This window comes from Halomonas smyrnensis AAD6 (assembly GCF_000265245.1).
GTDB lineage: Bacteria > Pseudomonadota > Gammaproteobacteria > Pseudomonadales > Halomonadaceae > Halomonas > Halomonas smyrnensis.
Window position 1 is genome coordinate 166746 of sequence record NZ_AJKS02000006.1, and the last position, 19536, is coordinate 186281.

Annotated in this window: 19 protein-coding genes; 9 read left to right on the forward strand and 10 right to left on the reverse strand. The window is 67.9% G+C overall.

The genetic code is table 11. The features are described from left to right. The first annotated feature begins 94 nt into the window (after window positions 1-94). From UYS_RS0209105 to UYS_RS0209120, 4 genes are all read left to right on the forward strand, one after another. Complete coding sequence (locus tag UYS_RS0209105) at window positions 95-1174, forward strand: branched-chain amino acid aminotransferase (RefSeq protein WP_016855200.1); 1080 nt, start codon at window positions 95-97, stop codon at window positions 1172-1174. A gap of 57 nt (window positions 1175-1231) precedes the next feature. Further along, on the forward strand, window positions 1232-1972 hold the full coding sequence (locus UYS_RS0209110; protein ID WP_016855201.1) for an SDR family oxidoreductase: 741 nt from the start codon (window positions 1232-1234) through the stop codon (window positions 1970-1972). 9 nt (window positions 1973-1981) lie between these two features. After that, on the forward strand, window positions 1982-2425 hold the full coding sequence (locus UYS_RS0209115; protein ID WP_016855202.1) for a DNA polymerase III subunit chi: 444 nt from the start codon (window positions 1982-1984) through the stop codon (window positions 2423-2425). 285 nt (window positions 2426-2710) lie between these two features. Further along, a complete protein-coding gene (locus UYS_RS0209120) occupies window positions 2711-5548 on the forward strand; it encodes a valine--tRNA ligase (protein ID WP_016855203.1) in 2838 nt (945 codons plus the stop codon). Between the two features lie 75 nt (window positions 5549-5623). Here the strand turns inward: UYS_RS0209120 and UYS_RS0209125 are convergent, their stop codons facing one another. Beyond that, window positions 5624-6064, reverse strand: a complete 441-nt coding sequence (locus UYS_RS0209125; RefSeq protein ID WP_016855204.1) for an META domain-containing protein — start codon at window positions 6062-6064, stop codon at window positions 5624-5626. Between the two features lie 118 nt (window positions 6065-6182). Here UYS_RS0209125 and UYS_RS0209130 point away from each other — a divergent pair, with 118 nt between their 5' ends. After that, window positions 6183-6587 carry a DoxX family protein gene (locus UYS_RS0209130; protein WP_016855205.1) on the forward strand — a complete coding sequence of 135 codons (405 nt, stop codon included), beginning with the start codon at window positions 6183-6185 and terminating at the stop codon, window positions 6585-6587. Window positions 6588-6678: 91 nt separating this feature from the next. On the opposite strand, the gene uxuA is transcribed toward UYS_RS0209130, so the two are convergent. The 6 genes from uxuA to UYS_RS0209160 all read right to left on the reverse strand — a co-directional run bounded on the left by uxuA (window position 6679) and on the right by UYS_RS0209160 (window position 13091). After that, window positions 6679-7854 carry a mannonate dehydratase gene (uxuA, locus tag UYS_RS0209135; RefSeq protein WP_016855206.1) on the reverse strand — a complete coding sequence of 392 codons (1176 nt, stop codon included), beginning with the start codon at window positions 7852-7854 and terminating at the stop codon, window positions 6679-6681. Window positions 7855-7871: 17 nt separating this feature from the next. Continuing rightward, window positions 7872-9338: a mannitol dehydrogenase family protein gene (locus tag UYS_RS0209140; RefSeq protein WP_016855207.1), complete on the reverse strand. Its 1467-nt coding sequence runs from the start codon at window positions 9336-9338 to the stop codon at window positions 7872-7874. Window positions 9339-9450: 112 nt separating this feature from the next. Further along, window positions 9451-10740 carry a TRAP transporter large permease gene (locus UYS_RS0209145; protein WP_016855208.1) on the reverse strand — a complete coding sequence of 430 codons (1290 nt, stop codon included), beginning with the start codon at window positions 10738-10740 and terminating at the stop codon, window positions 9451-9453. Continuing rightward, window positions 10737-11228, reverse strand: coding sequence for a TRAP transporter small permease (locus UYS_RS0209150; protein WP_016855209.1), 492 nt, complete (start codon window positions 11226-11228; stop codon window positions 10737-10739). Before UYS_RS0209150 ends, UYS_RS0209145 begins: the two co-directional genes overlap by 4 nt. 64 nt (window positions 11229-11292) lie before the next feature. After that, window positions 11293-12261, reverse strand: coding sequence for a C4-dicarboxylate TRAP transporter substrate-binding protein (locus UYS_RS0209155; protein WP_026068445.1), 969 nt, complete (start codon window positions 12259-12261; stop codon window positions 11293-11295). 116 nt (window positions 12262-12377) lie between these two features. Further along, complete coding sequence (locus UYS_RS0209160; protein WP_016855211.1) at window positions 12378-13091, reverse strand: GntR family transcriptional regulator; 714 nt, start codon at window positions 13089-13091, stop codon at window positions 12378-12380. Between the two features lie 186 nt (window positions 13092-13277). Between UYS_RS0209160 and UYS_RS17210 the strand changes: the two genes are divergently transcribed. Further along, window positions 13278-14522 (forward strand): AGE family epimerase/isomerase, encoded by a 1245-nt coding sequence (locus tag UYS_RS17210; protein ID WP_237738441.1) that lies wholly within the window; start codon window positions 13278-13280, stop codon window positions 14520-14522. Window positions 14523-14638: 116 nt separating this feature from the next. Here the strand turns inward: UYS_RS17210 and UYS_RS0209170 are convergent, their stop codons facing one another. Further along, on the reverse strand, window positions 14639-15079 hold the full coding sequence (locus UYS_RS0209170; RefSeq protein WP_016855213.1) for a VOC family protein: 441 nt from the start codon (window positions 15077-15079) through the stop codon (window positions 14639-14641). A gap of 100 nt (window positions 15080-15179) precedes the next feature. On the opposite strand from UYS_RS0209170, the gene UYS_RS0209175 reads away from it, so the two are divergent. Next, window positions 15180-15722, forward strand: coding sequence for a DNA-3-methyladenine glycosylase I (locus tag UYS_RS0209175; RefSeq protein ID WP_016855214.1), 543 nt, complete (start codon window positions 15180-15182; stop codon window positions 15720-15722). Window positions 15723-15781: 59 nt separating this feature from the next. Beyond that, window positions 15782-16864, forward strand: coding sequence for a metal-dependent hydrolase (locus tag UYS_RS0209180; RefSeq protein WP_016855215.1), 1083 nt, complete (start codon window positions 15782-15784; stop codon window positions 16862-16864). Window positions 16865-16950: 86 nt separating this feature from the next. Here the strand turns inward: UYS_RS0209180 and UYS_RS0209185 are convergent, their stop codons facing one another. Beyond that, window positions 16951-17550: an FMN-dependent NADH-azoreductase gene (locus UYS_RS0209185; RefSeq protein ID WP_016855216.1), complete on the reverse strand. Its 600-nt coding sequence runs from the start codon at window positions 17548-17550 to the stop codon at window positions 16951-16953. Between the two features lie 119 nt (window positions 17551-17669). After that, window positions 17670-18443 carry a COG3650 family protein gene (locus tag UYS_RS0209190; protein ID WP_016855217.1) on the reverse strand — a complete coding sequence of 258 codons (774 nt, stop codon included), beginning with the start codon at window positions 18441-18443 and terminating at the stop codon, window positions 17670-17672. 175 nt (window positions 18444-18618) lie between these two features. Between UYS_RS0209190 and UYS_RS0209195 the strand changes: the two genes are divergently transcribed. After that, window positions 18619-19533 carry a LysR family transcriptional regulator gene (locus UYS_RS0209195; protein WP_016855218.1) on the forward strand — a complete coding sequence of 305 codons (915 nt, stop codon included), beginning with the start codon at window positions 18619-18621 and terminating at the stop codon, window positions 19531-19533. Window positions 19534-19536 lie beyond the last annotated feature (3 nt).

Genomic DNA, 19536 nt, shown 5'->3' on the forward strand with positions numbered 1-19536 from the left:
GGCCTCCCGCCCGGTCACCCTGTTCAGCCTGCCGGGGCGCCGGCCGCGCCCCGAGAGAAGCGGAGACCAAGCCGTGTCCACCGAACGTTTTTCCATGCTGCCCACCGCCGATGCCACGGCGACCCCGATCCGTGAGGAGATCCTGAGCGACCCCGGCTTCGGGCGCTACTTCACCGATCACATGGCCCATGTCCGCTGGACCGTCGACGCCGGCTGGCACGGCCATGAGGTACGCCCCTACGGTCCGCTGACCCTGGACCCGGCCGCCGCGGTGCTGCACTACGGCCAGGAAATCTTCGAGGGCGTGAAGGCCTACCGCCATGCCGACGGCTCGGTGTGGACCTTCCGCCCCGAGAAGAACGCCGAGCGCTTCCGTCGCAGCGCGCGTCGCCTGGCCCTGCCGGAGCTCTCCGACGAGGACTTCATCGACTCGCTCAAGGGGCTGCTGGCCCAGGACCACGACTGGGTGCCGACCCCCGCCAGCGAGGCCGACGAATCGAGCCTCTACCTGCGCCCGTTCATGATCGCCAGCGAGACCTTCCTCGGCGTGCGCCCGTCCCACGAGGTCGACTACTACGTCATCGCCTCGCCGGCCGCGGCCTACTTCAAGGGCGGCATCAAGCCGGTGTCGATCTGGCTGTCCTCGCACTACAAGCGCGCCGCCCCCGGCGGTACCGGCTTCGCCAAGTGCGGCGGCAACTACGCCGCCTCCCTGGCCGCCCAGAAGGAAGCCGCCGACCACGAGTGCAGCCAGGTCGCCTTCCTCGACGCCGCCGAGAACAAGTGGATCGAGGAGCTGGGCGGCATGAACCTGTTCTTCGTCTACCGCGACGGCCGCATCGTCACCCCGCGCCTGACCGACACCATCCTCGAGGGCGTGACCCGCGACTCGGTGCTGACCCTGGCGCGCGACGAGGGCCTGACCCCGGAAGAGCGCCCGATCAGCATCGACGAGTGGCGCGAGGGCGCGGCCAGCGGCGAGATCGTCGAGGTCTTCGCCTGCGGCACCGCCGCCGTGATCACCCCGGTGGGCGAGCTGGTGACCGAGGACGACACCATCCGCCTGACCGCCGAGGGCGACAACGAGATCGCCAAGCGCCTGCGCACCCGCCTGCTGGACCTGCAGTACGGCCGCAGCGAGGACAAGTACGGCTGGCTGACCCGCCTGGTGTAAGCCTCCCTCCCCGGGCCTTCGCCCGGGGAATCCGCCCCTTCCCGCAGGAGACATCGCATGAATCCCGTGATGCTGATCACCGGTGCCGGCCGCGGCATCGGCGCGGCCACCGCGCGGCTGGCGGCTCGCCGGGGGTATACGGTGGTGGTCAACTATCTGCGCGACCATCGGGCCGCCGAGGACGTGGTCGACGCCATCCGCGAGGCGGGCGGCCAGGCCATCGCCGTCCAGGCCGATGTCGCCAGCGAGGACGGCATCCGAGGGCTGTTCGCCGCCGTCGATGCCGAGCTTGGCCGCCTGGACGTGCTGGTCAACAACGCCGGCGTGGTGGACATCAACTGCCGCGTCGAGGACATGGACTTCGACCGCGTCGAGCGCATGATGCGCGTCAACGTCGCGGGGCCGATGATCTGTGCCCGGGAGGCGGTGAAACGCATGTCGACTCGCCGCGGCGGCAACGGCGGCGCCATCGTCAACGTGTCGTCGGTGGCCGCCCGCCTGGGCGGGCCCAACGAGTACGTCGATTACGCCGCGTCCAAGGGCGCCGTCGACAGCCTGACCCGCGGGCTGGCGCGCGAGGTCGCCGGCGAAGGCATTCGCGTCAACGCCGTTCGCCCCGGCGTGATCCGCACCACGATCCACGCCAGCGCCGACAATGCGGGCAAGGTCGACACCGCCGGCCAGCGCATCCCGCTGGGCCGCATCGGAGAGCCCGAAGAGATCGCCTCGGCCATCCTGTGGCTGATCGGCAGCGAGTTCTCCACCGGCTCGATCATCGACGTCGATGGCGGCGTGTAACGAGGAACCATGACCCGCATCGATTTCTATATCCTCCCCGAGACCACCCTGGAAGCGCGGCTGGCGTTCGCCTGCCGGCTGGCCGAGACCATCGCCCGCAAGGGCTACCGGCTGCACCTGCACGCCGAGGACGAGGCCATGGCCCGGGAGCTGGACGACACCCTGTGGACCTTCCGGCCCGACGCCTATCTGCCCCACGCGCTGCTCGGCAGCGAGCAGGCCGACAGCGTGCCGGTGACCCTCGGCTGGCAGGAACCGCCGCCCGGCGACGCCGGCGTGCAGGCGATGCTCAACCTGCACCCGGAAATTCCCGAGTGGTTCTCGCGCTTCGAGCGGGTCGCCGAGATCATCAACCAGCACCAGGCGGTGCTGACCGCCAAGCGACGATGCTGGCAGACCTACAAGAAGCGCGGCTACCCGGTCACGCCGCACCATCTGCGCGCCGGGGCCTGAGTTCCGCCTCTTCTTGAGCCGCACCGTTCGGGGCTACACCGTCGACAGGTCTCCGAGGGGCGCTATGAACCCTTCCCTGGGCGCTTCTTTGGCCATCCATGGCCAAAAACCCCCTCTTCGACCTGTCCCCGGCGCCCTTCACTACTCAGAGAAGCCCCTCTCCCGGCCCATGACGCCGCCCGGCCCCTCGGGCTATAATCGACCCCATTTTTCGCGTCCCGCACCGCCGGCCTGACGGGCCCGCCGTGCCGCGTCGTCGCCACCTCCTTCGACCCGGAAGACCCCATGGACAAGACCTACCAACCCGAGCAGATCGAATCCCGCTGGTACGAGCGCTGGGAAGCCGACAACCGCTTCGCCCCCGCAGGCGAGGGCGAGCCGTTCTCCATCATGATCCCGCCGCCCAACGTCACCGGCAGCCTGCACATGGGCCATGCCTTCCAGGACACCATCATGGACACCCTGACGCGCTGGCGGCGCATGCAGGGTCGCAACACCCTGTGGCAGGTGGGCACCGACCACGCCGGCATCGCCACCCAGATGCTGGTGGAGCGCAAGGTCGCGGCCGAGGAAGGCAAGAGCCGCCACGATCTGGGCCGCGAGGCCTTCACCGACAAGATCTGGGAGTGGAAGCAGGAGTCCGGCGGCCACATTACCCGCCAGCTGCGCCGCATGGGCGCCAGCGTCGACTGGTCCCGCGAGCGCTTCACCATGGACGACGGCTTCTACAAGGCCGTGCAGGAAGTCTTCGTGCGCCTCTATGAAGAGGACCTGATCTACCGCGGCAAGCGGCTGGTCAACTGGGACCCGACCCTGCACACCGCGATCTCCGACCTCGAGGTCGAGAACAAGGACCAGCAGGGCCAGTTCTGGCACTTCCGCTACCCGCTGGCCGACGGCGTGACCACCGACGACGGCAAGGACTACCTGGTCGTCGCCACCACCCGCCCCGAGACCCTGCTCGGCGACAGCGCCGTGGCGGTCAACCCGGAAGACCCGCGCTACGCCTCGCTGGTCGGCAAGTTCGTCGAGCTGCCGCTGGTCGGCCGCCGCATCCCGGTGGTGGCCGACGAGCACGCCGACATGGAGAAGGGCTCCGGCTGCGTGAAGATCACCCCGGCCCACGACTTCAATGACTACGAGGTCGGCAAGCGCCAGAACCTGCCGCTGATCAACGTCTTCTCCAAGGACGCCGCCGTCCTCGAGGCCGCCGAGGCGTTCGACCTCCAGGGCAGGCCGCTGGCCGACATCGACACCTCGCTGCCCGCCGCCTACTCGGGCCTCGGCCGCTTCGAGGCCCGCGAGCGCATCGTCGCCGACATGGACGCCGCCGGCCTGCTCGAGCGGGTCGAGACCGTCAACAATACCCTGCCCTTCGGCGATCGCTCCGGCGACGTCATCGAGCCGCTGCTCACGGATCAGTGGTTCGTCGCCGTCGAGGAGCTGGCCAAGCCGGCCATCGCCGCGGTGGAGAACGGCGACATCGAGTTCGTGCCGAAGAACTACGAGAACATGTACTTCGCCTGGATGCGCGACCTCCAGGACTGGTGCATCTCGCGCCAGCTGTGGTGGGGCCACCGCATCCCGGCCTGGTACGACGCCGAGGGCAACGTCTATGTGGCGCGCAGCGCCGAGGAGGCCCGCGCCAAGCACGGCCTGGCCGATGACCTCGCGCTGACCCAGGACGACGACGTGCTCGACACCTGGTTCAGCTCCGGGCTGTGGACCTTCGGCACCCTGGGCTGGCCCGAGCAGACGCCGGAGCTCGCGACCTTCCACCCGTCCAGCGTGCTGGTCACCGGCTTCGACATCATCTTCTTCTGGGTCGCCCGGATGATCATGATGACCCTGAAGTTCACCGGCGAGGTGCCCTTCAAGCAGGTCTACGTGCACGGCCTGGTGCGCGACGGCCAGGGCCAGAAGATGTCCAAGTCCAAGGGCAACGTGCTCGACCCGATCGACCTGATCGACGGCATCGGCCTGGACGCCCTGGTCGAGAAGCGCACCGGCAACATGATGCAGCCGCAGAAGGCCAAGGCCATCGCCAAGGCCACCCGCGGCGAGTTCCCGGAGGGCATCGAGCCCCACGGCACCGACGCCCTGCGCTACACCTTCCTGTCCCAGGCCACCACCGGCCGCGACATCAAGTTCGACATGGGCCGCCTCGACGGCTACCGCAACTTCTGCAACAAGCTGTGGAACGCCTCGCGCTACGTGCTGATGAACGCCGAGGGCGAGGACTGCGGCGTCGCCGGCGGCGAGCTCGAGCTGTCGCTGGCCGACCGCTGGATCATCTCCCAGCTGCAGAAGACCGAGGCCCAGGTCACCAGGGCGATGGAGGAGTTCCGCTTCGACCACGCCTCCCAGGCGCTCTACGACTTCGTCTGGAACGAGTACTGCGACTGGTACCTCGAGCTCTCCAAGCCGGTGCTGTGGGACGACGGCGCCTCCGAGGCCGCCAAGCGCGGCACCCGCCGCACCCTGGTGCGCGTGCTCGAGGCCGTGCTGCGCCTGGCCCACCCGATGATGCCCTACATCAGCGAGGAGATCTGGCAGCGCGTGGCCCCGCTGGCCGGCGTCGAGGGTCCGTCGGTGATGACCCAGCCGTGGCCGCAGGCCGACGAGGCGCTGATCGACGAGGACGCCACCCGCGACATCGAGTGGCTCAAGGGCGTGATCGTGGCCATCCGCAACATCCGCGCCGAGATGAACATCGCCCCGGGCAAGCCGCTGGAGGCGCTGCTGACCAAGGGCACCGCCGGCGACAGCGAGCGCCTGGAGGCCAACCGGCGGTTCCTCTCCAAACTGGCCAAGCTCGAGCGCGTCACCTGGCTCGACGATCCCGAGCAGGCGCCGCTGTCGGCCACCCAGCTGGTCGGCGAGATGGAGGTGCTGGTGCCCATGGCCGGGCTGATCGACAAGGACGCGGAGCTCGCGCGCCTGGCCAAGGAGATCGAGAAGCAGGACAAGCTGATCGGCGGCATCGAGAAGAAGCTCGGCAACGACAGCTTCGTCGCCAAGGCCCCCGAGGCGGTGGTGCAGAAGGAGCGCGACAAGCTCGCGGACTTCGCCGCCGCCCGCCAGGTGCTGGTGGAGCAGCGCGACAAGATCGCCGCGCTCTAGGCCCGCCATCCTGTGCAACGCGAAGGGCCCGCCTGAATCAGGCGGGCCCTTCGCGTATCGGCGCTCTCGACCGCGTCAGTTGGCGCGGCGGAAGCCGCCCAGCACATGCTGGTCGGGGCCGAAGAACACCAGCCGGTCGTGATCGATCAGGTAGCGATAGGCCTCGTCCAGCATCTCGGTGACCTGGCGGGCGCCGGCCATGTTCGGGCAGGCGCGGCGGGTCGAGGTCAGCGAGGAGAACTCGACGCGGTTCTTCGCGTCCAGCGCGACGCTGCCGGTGAAGCGGTTGCAGCCGTCGCTGCCGGTGACGCTGCCGTCCGCCGCGACCTGGAACCAGGGCGTGGCCGGCATCTCGAGGCGGTCGCTGGTGCCCACCAGCAGCAGGTTCCAGCGCGGGCCGACCACCGGGCCGGAAACGGTGTCGCCGGGCTGGCTGACCGGTGCGGGGCCGGAGGCACAGCCGGCCATCAGGGCGACCAGCAGCAGCGGCAGGGCGAGGCGTAGCGTGGCGATCATGTGGCTCATCCTTGATCGTGGCAGGGGGTGGAAAGCAGGGGTGGAAACGCACCCAAGCTTGCCCCAGGCTAGCCCTTCGGACAATGCTTGCCATGATCCCATCGACACGGAGAGGTCCATGCTCAACGCCCTGCACAACGATCCCCTCGGCAAGCTGCTGCTGCGGCTCGCCGTGGGCGGCCTGATCCTGCTTCACGGCATCTCGAAGCTGCTCACCCCGGGCTCGTTCGACTGGATCGGCGGCCTGCTGGAGGGCTACGGGCTGCCCGCCGTGCTGGCCTACGGCGTGCTGATCGGCGAGATCGTCGCCCCGGTGATGGCCATCCTCGGCTGGCAGACCCGGCTCGCCGGCCTGTTGATCGCCGGCAACATGCTGGTCGCCGTGCTGCTGGCCCACACCGGTCAGCTGTTCATGCTCAACGACAGCGGCGGCTGGCAGCTCGAGCTCCAGGGCATGTTCTTCGTCGGCGCCCTGGCGCTGGTCCTGCTCGGCAGCGGACGCATGGCGCTGCGGCCCGACTGAGGCCCGGCGACATCGATGACGGCGCCGGCAGGATCGAGATCCTCCCGGCCCCCTGCCACTCGACAACCCGCCGCCTGTGACTCACCTGGCGTCAGGTGAGCCGACGGACGGCCGTCTCGACGCCCCTCAATTCCGCCAGTCCACGCAGCCTGCCGTAGAGCGGATACCCCGGGGCGGTGGCGCGGTGCTGATCATCGAGGATGTGGTGGCCGTGATCGGGGCGCAGCGGCAGGCGTCGTCCGCCTTCGCGCTCGCGGCGGCGTTCCTCGGCGACCAGCTCGGCGATGACCGCGACCATGTCGACATCACCATCCAGGTGCGGCGCCTCGTGAAACGAGCGAGCATCGGGAGACTCGCGCTTGGTCGAGCGCAGATGCACGAAGTGGATCCTGGGACCGAAGCGCTGCACCATGGCGGCCAGGTCGTTGGCGGCGAGCACGCCGTAGGAGCCGGTGCACAGCGTCAGGCCATTGGCCGGGCTGTCCACGGCCGCAAGGATCCATTCGGCGTCCGCCGTCGTCGAGACCACCCGGGGCAGGCCCAGCAGCGGGCGGGGCGGGTCGTCGGGGTGGATGGCCATCTGGATGCCGACCTCCTCGGCGACCGGAATGACCGCTCGCAGGAAATAGCCGAGGTTGTCGCGCAGGCGCTCGGCGTCGATCTCGGCGTATCCCGCCAGGACTTCGCGAAAGCGCGCCAGGGTGTAGTGCTCCTCGGCGCCGGGCAGCCCGGCGATCAGGGTATCGACCAGCGTCTGGCGATCCTTGTCGTCCAGGCCGTCAAGGTAGGCCCTGGCGGCGGCCTTCTCGTCGTCGCTGTACTCGCCCTCGACACCGGGCCTGGCGAGCAGGTACAGATCGAAGGCGGCGAAGGCGACCTGATCAAAACGCAGCGCCAGGGCACCGTCCGGCATCGCCCAACGCAGGTCGGTGCGGGTCCAGTCGAGCACCGGCATGAAGTTGTAACACACCGTATCGATGCCGCAGGCCGCCAGGTTGCGCAGGGTCTCGCAGTAGCTGGCGATCAACGCATCGCGCTCGGGCAGGCCCTTCTTGATCGCCTCGTGCACCGGCACGCTTTCCACCACCGACCATTCGAGGCCGGCGTCTTCGATCATCCGCTTGCGCTCGGCGATGGCCTGCCGCGGCCAGACCTGGTCGTTCGGCATCTCATGCAGCGCGGTGACGATGCCGGTCGCGCCCGTCTGGCGAATCTCCTCGAGTCGGATCGGGTCCTTGGGGCCGAACCAGCGCCAGGTATGTTCCATATGATTCTCTCCTCGTCTCAGGCCATTTCCAGCAGGGGTAAAAAGCCGGCCAGGCCATCCCGGCTCAAGGCGCGGTAACTGTCGATCACCGCCCGTGCGAAGCCGTCATGAGTCGCCAATGAAGGGGGGATGATGTCGTCCAGCGCCAGAAATGCCATCACCAGAGCCTCGGGATCCCCGCCATGGCGCTCGTGGAGAGCGGCAAAACGGGCCGACAGCGGGTCGCTCACCTCATGCCGCCGGCCGTCGAGCGAGACGCCGGAGGTGTAGCGAATCCAGGCGGCCAGCCCCAGCGCGGTACAGGGCACCTCGTGGCCATCCTGCAGTCGCGCGAGCGCGCCATGAAGCCAGCGTTGGGGCAGCTTCTGGCTGCCGTCCATGGCGATTTGAGCCAGCCGGTGGCGCAGGCTGTCGTTGGCGAACCTGGCCAGCAGCTCGTCGGCGTAGCGTTCCAGATCGACCCCCTCCGGCATGCGCAGCGTCGGCGCCGCCTCCTGGAGCATGTAGCGGCGCAGCAGGGCGCGAAACTCGGGGCGGCTGACCGCCTCGAAGACCGTCTCGATGCCATCGATGGCGCCCAGGTAGGCCAGCAGCGAGTGGCTGCCGTTGAGCATCCGCAGCTTCATGGTCTCGAAGGGGGCCACCTCGTCGACCATCTCGACCCCTTCGGCTTCCCAGGCGGGCCTGCCCAGGGGGAAGTCATCCTCGATGACCCATTGGGAAAAGGCCTCGCAGACCACCGCGTTGGGATCATCGATGCCCAGCTCGCCCAGCCGGGCGAAGTCGGCGTCGGTCATGGCCGGCACGATGCGGTCGACCATGCTGCAGGGAAAGGCCACCCGATTGCCGATCCAGTCGGCCAGCTCGCTGTCACGCAGGGCGGCGAGCTGGACGACGGCGTTGCGGGTGCGTCGGCCGTTGTCCGGCATGTTGTCGCAGGACAGCACGGTGAAGGGAGCCAGCCCGGCGTCGCGGCGGCGGGCCAGCGCCTCCACCAGGATGCCGGGGGCGGTCTGCGGCGTGCCCGGCGAGGCGATGTCGGCCTCGATCATCGGATCGTCGACGCGCAGCTCGCCGCTGGTCGGGCTGAGAAAGTAGCCCTTCTCGGTCACCGTCAGGGTCACGATGCGTACCCTGGAAGACGCCAGTCGCGTCAGCAGCGCTTCCAGGTCGCGGCCCTGCTGGCCTGCGCCGTCGCGGCCGGTGAACAGCGTCTCTTGCATCACGCCGATCTCTCTGAGCGTGACGCTGTCGCTATCGGTGAACTCGGCCACGTGATAGCGATGGCCGGCGGCACGCAGCCCATCGACCAGGCCGACGCTGGAGCGCAGGTTGGCGCTGCACAGCCCCCAGGCGGTGTCACCGCTGCGCGCGAGATAGCGCGCCAGATAGACCGCCTGGTGGGCACGGTGGAAGGCGCCGAGCCCCAGGTGGACGATACCGATGTCGCAGGCGATGTTCGGCGCTTCGACGAAGTGGGTCATCTTGTTCTCTACCTCAGTCCCGGAGGAAGGCCCGGAGAAAGGCCCGTGGGCTCGGTCGGTTGTGTGGTGCGGGGGCCTGGCAGGCCCGCTGAATCAAGTGCTTGTGCATCCGCTAACCCATCAGATAGTCGGGCAGAAAGAGCACGATCTGCGGGAAGAAGATGATGGCCAGCACCACGGCGAACACGGCGACGGCAAAGGGCAGCATTTCCCGGGTGTAGGAGATGAAGGAGCAGCGCAGGATGCCGCACACGGTGTACATCGACACCCCGACGGGGGGCGTCATGCCGCCGAAGGTCACCAGCGTCATCATCAACAGGCCGAAGTGCACCGGGTCGATGCCGGCGGCCTTGATCACCGGCACCAAGATGGGGGCCAGCAGCATGACCACCACCGTCGCCTCCAGCAGCATGCCCAGCACGATCAGCAACAGCGACAGCACCAGCAGCAGGGTGGTGGGGCTCTCGAACACCCCGAGGGTGACCTCCGTGATGGTCTGCGGCACCCGCTCGAAGGACACCACATAGCTGATGGCGCCGGAGAACATGATGATCAGCATGATCATGCCGACGTCACGAACCCCGGCACGGAAGGCATCGATGATCGAAGCCAGGGTCAGCTCCCGGTGGATGAAGCAGCCCACCACCATGGCATAGACGATGGCGAAGGCGCCGGCCTCGGAGGGGGTGAACAGGCCATAGCGGATGCCCACCAGCAGCCACACCGGGAACAGCAGCGCCCAGATGCTGCTCCGGGTCGCCCGCCACACCTCGGCCAGCGACGGCGCCTTCTCGAGCTCCGGCACGTAGCCACGCCGGTACGACATCACGCTGGTGGCGATCATCAGCGCGACCAGCAGCAGGATGCCCGGCACCACGCCGGCGATGAACAGCCGGCCGATCGACACCTCTCCGAGGAAACCGTAGATGATCAGGCCGATGCTCGGCGGAATGGTCGCGGTGATCAGCCCGCCGATGGACAGCAGGGCGGCGGTGAAGCCCGGCGAATAGCCCCGTGTGATCAGGTTGCCACCCAGCACCCGGGACTGCATCGCCGCGTCGGCCACCGCCGAGCCGGAAATGCCCCCCATCATGGCGCTCAGGGCCAGGCTCGACTGGGCCAGGCCGCCGGTCATCCAGCCGGTCAACAGGGTGGCCAGGCGCAGCAGACGGGGCGTGATGCCGCTGGCGTTCATCAGGTGACCGATCAGGATGAACAGCGGCACCGCCAGCAGCGGGAAGGACTGGCTGGCCGAGACGATCCGCTGTACCGCCGTGCTGGTCGGCAGGAAGGTCTCGGGCAACAGGAAATAGGTGAAACCGGCCATGCCGATGGCGAAGGCGACCGGCATGCCGATGGCCATCAGTACGAGGCCGAGGATCAGGATGGCGAGTGTCGTCACAGAAGTTGCTCCTGCTGGTCGCTGTCGGGCTCCAGCGCCTGAGCGATGCCCACCGCGGCAAGCCGCCTGACCAGCGAGACGATCATCAGCATGGCGCCCACGGGCAGTGCCAGCGTCACGTAGCCGTAGCTGATCCCGGCAAAGCCGAGGGGACGCTGCCAGTTGGAGAACGCCAGCGAGAAACCATAGCGCGCCAGGCACGCCAGGAAGACGATCATCAGCCCCACCGTCACCAGGTTCGCCAGCCACTGGCCCGACCGGGGCAGCCGGGCCAGCAGGGCATCGACCCGGATCTGGCCTCCCTTCTTCAGGGTGATGTCGGCGCCGAACATGCAGGCCCAGATGAAGAACAGCTGGGCCAGTTCGGCGCCGCCGAGCATGGGGTTGCCCATGGCCCGGGTGGTGGCGCTGAACAGGATGCTGGCCGCGGTGAGAAACAGCAGCGCGACGGCCAGCCACTCCTCGAGAGTGTCATAGTGCTTCCACATGGGTCCTCCCCAGCCGCTGCCGGCATCGGCAGCGGTGGACGCTTGGATCGGGTCTTGAGGGGGATTATTCGTCGGCGCTGAGCACGGGCTCGAGCTGCTCGCGCAGTTCGGTCCAGCCCATGTCGTCGTAGACCGCCTGCATCTGGCTGCTGAACCGTTCGGTGTCGACCTCGGCGAACTCGACGCCGGCCTCTTCCATCTCCTTGCGCACCTCGGCCTGGGCGTCGACCGTCATCTGGGTGGCCTCGTCGCCGGCCTTCTTGAGCTCTTCGTCGAGCATGGTGCGCAGCTCGTCGGGCAGCTCCTGGTACCAGCGCTCGGAGACCAGCAGGCCGGTCATCAGGTGGATGTGATTGGTCAGGGTGACGTCGCTGGTCACTTCCTGCAGCCTGAGGCCATGGGCGCCGGTCAGCTGGGCCTCGGCGCCGTCGATGGTGCCGAGCTGGATGGCCGAATAGATTTCCGACCAGGGCAGCGGCACCGGCGTCGCGCCCATGCCTTCGATGGTCTTGATCCAGCCCGGGGAATTGATGGTGCGAATGCGCACACCGTCCAGGTCCTCGGGACCTTCGATCGGCTTCTGGGTGAACATCTGGCGGGTGCCCTGGAACCAGTTGTAGTTCATCAGCCGCATGCCGGTATTGTCGGCCAGCATTTCCACCCACTCGAGATAGGGCTCGGAGGAGGTGATGCGGGCGTAGTCCTCGTGACTCTCGACCAGGTAGGGCGCGGCCAGGATGCCGAGCTCGGGCTGAAACTCGGCCAGGCGGCCTGCGTCCGTCAGCACCGCGATGTTGGCGCCATTGCGGATCTGCTCGATCATGTCGTTGTCGGCACCGAGCTGGCTGCTGGAGAAGATGTTCAGGGTGACGTCGCCGTCGCTTCTTTCCTCGATCCGTTCGGCGGCGTTCTCCATCGCCTTGACCATGGGGTCCTGACTGCTCTGTGCCGTTGAAAGGTTCAGCTCATACGCGGCCAGGACGGGGGCGCTATTCAGGACAGCGGCGGCGAGAATGGCGGCTTTCTTCCACATGGTGGTGTCTCCTTTGCGATTATTGTTGTGACTTCTGGCGTGGTGAAGGCCCGGAAAGCACTACCAAAAAGCATGACTGTCTTCCTGCCAGCTTCTCGCCTCTCCGAGCATCGGGGTTAGTGATCAGCGTCTTCGAATATCGAGGAAAAACGCTGAACCATTTGAGGGAGAGAAATCAGGATTTCGCGCTGGTGCACATACATGGCCTGCCGTGCCTGTTCGACATCCTGCCGTTCGATCGCATCGACGATATCGGCGTGCTGCTGGACGAGTTTCTCCAGGGGGGTGGTGTCGGGAACACTCAGGTAGCGCACCCGGTCGAGCTGTGCCTTGACCTCCTCGGTCACTCGCCAGGCCGTCTCATGCCCGGCACCGAGGGACAGAACGCGATGAAACGCCTCATCCAGGATGAAGAACTGATCGTACTGCCCGCCATGGGCACAGCGAAGCTGGCGCTCGATCAGGTCCCGCAATTCGTCGAGCACTCTCGGCGAGACCCCCTGCTCGGCGGCCGAGATGCTCACGGCAACCTCGATGGCCTCCCTCACAAACCGCGCTTCGAGCACGGACTTCTGAGATATCCCCACCACATAGGTCCCACGCTGGGGCTTCACCTCCACCAGCCCCGCCTCGGAAAGACGAATGAAGGCCTCACGGACGGGCTGACGACTGACGGCAAAGGCATCGGAAATCTCCTTCTCGGAGAGCGCCTGACCGGGAGCAAACTGCATGCGAATGATGGCGAGTCGCAGCACCCGATAAAGACGCTGACGCACCGAGCCACCGGTGCCATCCTGTTCCCAGAGTTCGGCGATAGCAGGAGTCAGCATGGATCACTTACCTTTGAGCTTTCGTCTGATATGACTTGTATGGTAGCCATACTAGGATAGTTGGAGCGCACTGTCAGGGCCGACCACATAGCACTTTGGTCTCACCTCTCCTTTCCGCCATTACCAGAGAATCTGGAGGACGCCATGCAAGTTCCCGCCTTCATCGCCCCGCCCGATGACTGCTTGTTGCTCAAGTCCGATCATCGACGCTGGCTCGAGAAGACCGGGCTCGCCCTGCTCGAGTTCGGGGCAGCTGCCGAACACCCGGCGGGCGGATACGGCTGGCTAGATACCGCCGGCCACCTGGACCCCGGGCGGCCAGTGACCACGCTGCAGACCGCTCGCCTCACCCATGTCTTCTCGCTCGCCCACCGGCTCGGCGTTCCCGAGGCCAAGGGCAAGGTCGAACATGGCCTGGCCGGCCTGCGGCAACTCGCGGACGATCAGTACGGTGGCTGGTATCAGGGACAACAGGCGCCTGGGGCGACCACCCACAAACACGCCTACAGCCATGCCTTCGTGGCACTGGCCGCTTCATCCGCCCATCAGGCCCTTGGCACCGCCCAGACGCGTGCCCTGCTCGATCGCGCCATCGATGTCATCGATACCCACTTCTGGTCCGACGACATGGGGCTCTGCCTGGAAAGCTATGACCGTGACTGGACCAAGCTCGACGCCTACCTCGGCGCCAACAGCAACATGCACACGCTCGAGGCTTATCTCGCGCTGTGTGACACCACCGGCGATGTCCGTTGGCTCGATCGGGCCCTCGCGATCGCCGAGACCTTCATCCATCACCATGCTCGTCGGCACGACTATCTGGTGCCCGAGCACTTCGATTCACAGATGAGGGTGTTGTACGACTTCCATAAGGACCAGCCCGCCGACCAGTTCCGCCCCTACGGCCTGACGCCCGGGCATTCCCTCGAGTGGTCACGCCTGCTGCTGAACCTGGAGGCGTCGTGCCTGAGACACGGCAGACCGACCCCTTCCTGGCTGCTGGAGGACGCGGAAGGATTATTCGCCGCGGCCGCAAGACATGGATGGGAGGCCGATGGGCAGCCAGGCTTCGTCTATACGCTGGACTGGGACAAGCGTCCGGTCATCACGGCTCGTCGCCACTGGGTCACCAGCGAGGCGGTCGGTGCCGCGCATGCGCTGCTGGTGAGAACGGGCCGGCAGGAGTATGCCGACTGGTATGCGACATGGTGGGCGTATATCGATCGCCACATCATCGATCATGACCAGGGGGGCTGGCTTCACGAGCTGGACGAGGCCAGCCGGCCGCGCGCACGTTACTGGCCGGAGGGAAAGCCGGACATCTACCACGCCTTTCAGGCCACCCTGCTGCCGCTATTGCCTCTGGCCCCCACACCGTCCACGGCCCTGTCGCGGCCCCCCTGGGCAGAGCGACTCGCGCGCCACCCCTGAGCGCCCATGCGCCCGAGGCCCCGACGCAAGAGAGCCGCCCTTTGGGCGGCTCTCTCGTGAATATCCGGCGAGCGGGCGGCCAGGCACCGATCGGCCATCCTCGGCCGAGGCCGGCCTCACCAGCTGCCGGTGTTCTCCATGGACGCCCAGGGCTCCTTCGGTGCCTGGGGCTCGCCGGCCTGCAGCAGCTCCACGGAGATGCCGTCGGGGCTCTTCACGAAGGCCATGTGACCGTCGCGGGGCGGACGGTTGATGGTCACGCCGTTGGCCTGGAGGTGCTCGCACAGTGCGTAGATATCGTCCACGCGATAGGCCAGGTGGCCGAAGTTGCGGCCGCCGGTGTAGGTCTCCGGGTCCCAGTTCCAGGTCAGCTCGAGCTCCGGCGCCTGCAGCTCCGTGGAGCGCGACTCGTCCGCCGGGGCGGCGAGGAACACCAGGGTGAAACGGCCCTTCTCGTTCTCCTTGCGGCGCACTTCCTGGAGCCCCAGCAGGTCACAGTAGAAGTGCAGCGAGGCGTCCAGGTCGCTGACGCGGACCATGGTGTGCAGATATTGCATGTCTCTCTCCCTGTTCACGGTTCGTTCGGGTTTCACAAGTCTGGGCAATGGGGGCATCCTGACGCATTACCCCCGATTCCTTCAGTGACGAGCAGGTGTCATGAGCCACTACTGTGACCTGGCCCCCGGCCATCCGTTTCACGGGCCCTATCACGACCACGAGTACGGGTTCCCCGTCGCCGATGACGACACGCTGTTCGAGCGTCTGGCCCTGGAGATCAACCAGGCGGGCCTGTCCTGGCTGACGGTGCTCAAGAAGCGCGACGCCTTCCAGGCGGCCTTCGAGGGCTTCGCCGTCGACCGCGTGGCCGCCTACGGCGAGGAAGAGCGTGCCCGACTGCTGGCCGACGCCGGCATCATCCGCAATCGCCTCAAGGTCGATGCCGTGATCCACAACGCCGGCGTGATCCAGACGCTGCGCGCCGAGCACGGCAGCTTCCGGGGCTGGCTGGAGGCGCATCATCCACGCCCCCACGCCGACTGGGTCCGGCTGTTCAAGCGCACCTTCCGCTTCACCGGCCCCGAGATCGTCGGCGAGTTCCTGATGAGCAGCGGCTACCTGCCCGGCGCCCATCGCGACGACTGCCCGGTCCAGGCCCGCGTCCTCGCCGCCGGCCCCGCCTGGGCCCGGGGCGATGCCTAGCCCGGCGCGCCCCTCCACTCCACCCCTGACACCACGACGACCCGAGGACTCTCCCGCCCATGGACTCCCTGACACAGGCCGCGCTGGGCGCGGCGATCGGCGGCACCGTACTGGGCCGACGGCTGGGGCGCAAGGCGGTGCTGATCGGCGCCGCCCTGGGCACCCTGCCCGACCTGGACGTGGCCATCGACTACGGCGACGCGGTCGCCGACGTCACCCAGCATCGCGGCTTCAGCCACTCGCTGTTCGTGCTGGCCGGGCTCTCGGTCGTGCTCGCCGGGCTGTCGGCCCGCGTCGCCAGGGTGCGGGACATTTCCCCGGGCCGCTGGCTGGCCTTCTTCGGCCTGTGCCTGCTCACTCATCCGCTGCTGGATGCGCTGACCACCTACGGCACCCAGCTCTGGTGGCCGCTGGACGCGCGCCCGGCGGCCTACCCGCTGCTGTTCATCATCGATCCGCTGTACTCGCTGCCGCTGCTGGCCGGCGTGCTGATCGCGCTGTTCGGCGGCAGGGCCACCGCCACCCGCTGGGGGCTGGCGCTGTCCTGCCTGTACATCGTGCTGTCGCTGGGCGCCCGCACCCTGGTCGAGCAGCGCGTCGAGCCGGTGCTCGCCGCGCAGGGCCTCGATGACGCCCCGCGACTGATCCAGCCCACGCCCTTCAACATCCTGCTGTGGCGCGTCAGCGTGGCCGAGGAGGATCGCTACCACGAGACCCTGGTGAGCGTCTTCGACGGCGACCGGCCGCCCCGGCTGGAGAGCTTCTCCCGCGGCGCCGAATGGGAGGCGATCGCCCTGGACGACGCCAGCGGGCGGCGCCTGGACTGGTTCGCCGGCCCCTTCCTGCGCTACGAGGTCGACGAGCGCCAGCATCCCGCCACCCTGGTGGCCACCGACCTGCGGCTGGGCTTCCCGGGCTTTCATGTCTTCCACTTCGCCCTCGCCGAGCGCAGCGACGACGGCTGGCGGCCGCTCGACGCGACCTACCGCCTCGAGGCGCCACGCCAGGGCGAGGCACCGGGCCAGGATCGCAACACGGCGCTGAGGCGGCTGGGCACGCGAATCCTCTCCGCCGAGTCGCTGCTGTGCGTCGGTCAGTTCGTCGAGCCGCGCTGGCGGCTGTCGACATCCGCCAGCTGCTGACCGGCCGCCCCGTAACGTTAACAGGGCGACCCGAGGGTCGCCCTGCTGCGTTCTACGATGATGCTTAAGTCGGCACCAGCGCCGGCTCAGAGGCGCTCGACCAGCCCGGCGATGGCCTGGCGGGCCTCGCTCATGGCCGCGTCGTGCTTGGCCTCGCCCATGTTCAGGCCCTCGGCGAACACGGTGTCCACCTCGCCGATGCCCATCAGGCCCAGCATGTGGGTGAGGTGCGGGGTCTGGCTGTCGAGCTCGGAACCGGCATACTCGCCGCCGCGCGCCGCCAGCAGGATGGCCCGCTTGCCCTCGATCAGGCCCACCGGGCCGTTCTCGGTGTAGCGGAAGGTCACGCCGGCGCGCAGCACGCGATCGAACCAGGCCTTCATCTGGGTCGGCAGGCCGAGGTTGTAGAGCGGCACGCCGAGCACCACCACGTCATGGGCCAGCAGCTCCTCGATCAGGGCGTCGGAGCGGGCCGCCAGCTCGCGCTGTTCGGTGTCGCGTGCTTCCGGCGCCAACTGCCAGCTGGAAAGCTCGGCCAGCCCCAGGTGCGGCAGCTCGTCGGCCACCAGATCGCGGCGGGTGATCTCCACCCCGTCGCGCTCGCCGGCCAGGGCGCTGAAGTGATCGGCCAGGGCCTGGGAGTTGCCGCCGAGGATGGAAGAGGTCAGGACGAGGACGCGGGTCATGGCGATCTCCTTGGAGCTTCGTGAGCGGAAGAATAATCGCCATTATATATTCGTTTTTGGCCACGATAAGCGGGAAAAACCGCAGCTATCGTTCGACCATATCGAATACTGAAGCGCCCCTAGGGCGCGATGCCCTGCCCGCAGCCCCGATAGGTATCGCCGTTGAGCGACAGGGTCACCCGGGCCGGCCAGGGCTGGCCGCTCATGTCGTCGAAGCAGGCCTTGGCCTCGATGCGCAGCGTGAAGGGCCGCGCCGCCTGGCCGCTGGCCAGGATCACCCGGCCGGCGCCGTTGTCGAGGGTGGTCACCCGATAGGGCAGCGTCAGCTCGCGCTCGCCGTAGTCCAGGGTCAGGTCGAGCCGCGGCACGTCGTTGGCCAGCTCCACGTGCCAGCCCGGCTCGTTGCCGCGGCCGTGGAACATCACGCCCGGATGGCCCTCGCGGGTCAGGGCATCGAGGGTGATGTCGCGCCGGCAGTCCAGCCGCCCCCGCTGACTCTCGACCAGCGCCTCATCGCCCTTCAGCCACACGCTCAGCCCGCCGTTCTGATAGCGGCTGCCGCTGGCCACCACGGACGGCGTGAGCCGGTTGGCCCCAAGGGCCGACCACAGCCGCAGCTCGTCCTCGCCTTCGGCGGTCACCAGGTCCTGGGCCGGCGTGCAGCGCCAGCCGACCAGCTCGTCGGCCTCGCCGGGAAACAGCGTCGAGGGCAGCAGCGGCGCCTTGGGCGCGGCGGCATCATCGGCGTCGGCGGCATCATCGGCCGCGGACACCGTGGGAGCGGGTTCGGGGGCCGGCTCGGTGGCCGGCGAGTTGACGTAGGTGATGCAGCCGGACAGGCCCAGCGACATCAGCAGCGGAAGGGCAACCCGGCAGGACGAGAGACGGGGCATGGCAATGACTCCTTGTACGACGAAACTCCAGCGCTGCCAGCATACCAGCCACCGGCCGGGAGTGGCGCGACGCCGGGCGCGCGCCGTTCCCGGCGACGGAAACGGAATCCGGCTGGCCCGAACGACTGAATAAAACTAAACTTGCTCTTCATCATCATGAAGTTAGCTCAGAAACATGCTCGAACTCCGCCATCTCCGCACGCTCATCGCCCTGCGCGATGCCGGCTCCCTGGTCGAAGCCGCCGAGCGGGTGCACCTGACCCAGTCCGCCCTCTCCCACCAGATCAAGGACCTGGAGGAGCGGCTGGGCAACCCGCTGTTCCTGCGCAAGACCCGGCCGGTGGAGTTCACCCGCGCCGGGCTGCGGCTGCTGGCGCTGGCCGAGCAGGTGCTGCCCCAGGTGCGCATGGCGGAGCGCGACCTGGCGCGGCTGGCCGGCAACGAACAGGGCCGGCTGCACATGGCCATCGAGTGCCACAGCTGCTTCCAGTGGCTGATGCCCACCGTCGACCACTTCCGCGACCACTGGCCCGAGGTCGAGATCGACATTCCCGGCGGCCATCACTTCGATCCGCTGCCGGCCCTGGCCCGCGAGCAGCTCGATCTGGTGATCACCGCCGATCCCCAACCGCTGCCCGGCGTCCACTACGAGCCGCTGTTCCGCTACGAGGGGCTGCTGGCCGTGGCTCGCCAGCACCGCCTGGCCGGCAGGCCGTTCGCGGTGCCGGAGGACCTGGCCGACGAGACGCTGATCACCTATCCGGTGGAGCACACCATGCTGGACGTCTTCACCCAGTTCCTCGATCCGGCCGGCTGCCGGCCGCGCGAGGTGCGCACCGCCGAACTGACGATCATGATGATGCAGCTGGTGGCCAGCGGGCGGGGCGTCTGTGCGCTGCCCAACTGGGCGCTGACCGAGTATCTGGAGCGGGACTACGTCAAGGCCGTGCCGCTGGGCGAGCACGGGGTGTGGAGCACGCTGTTCGCGGCGATCCGCGAGGAGACACGCGACGCGCCCTGGATGGAGGATTTCCTGCGTACCGCGCGGGAAACGTCGTTCTCGGTGCTGACCGGCATCAAGCCGGCCTGAACC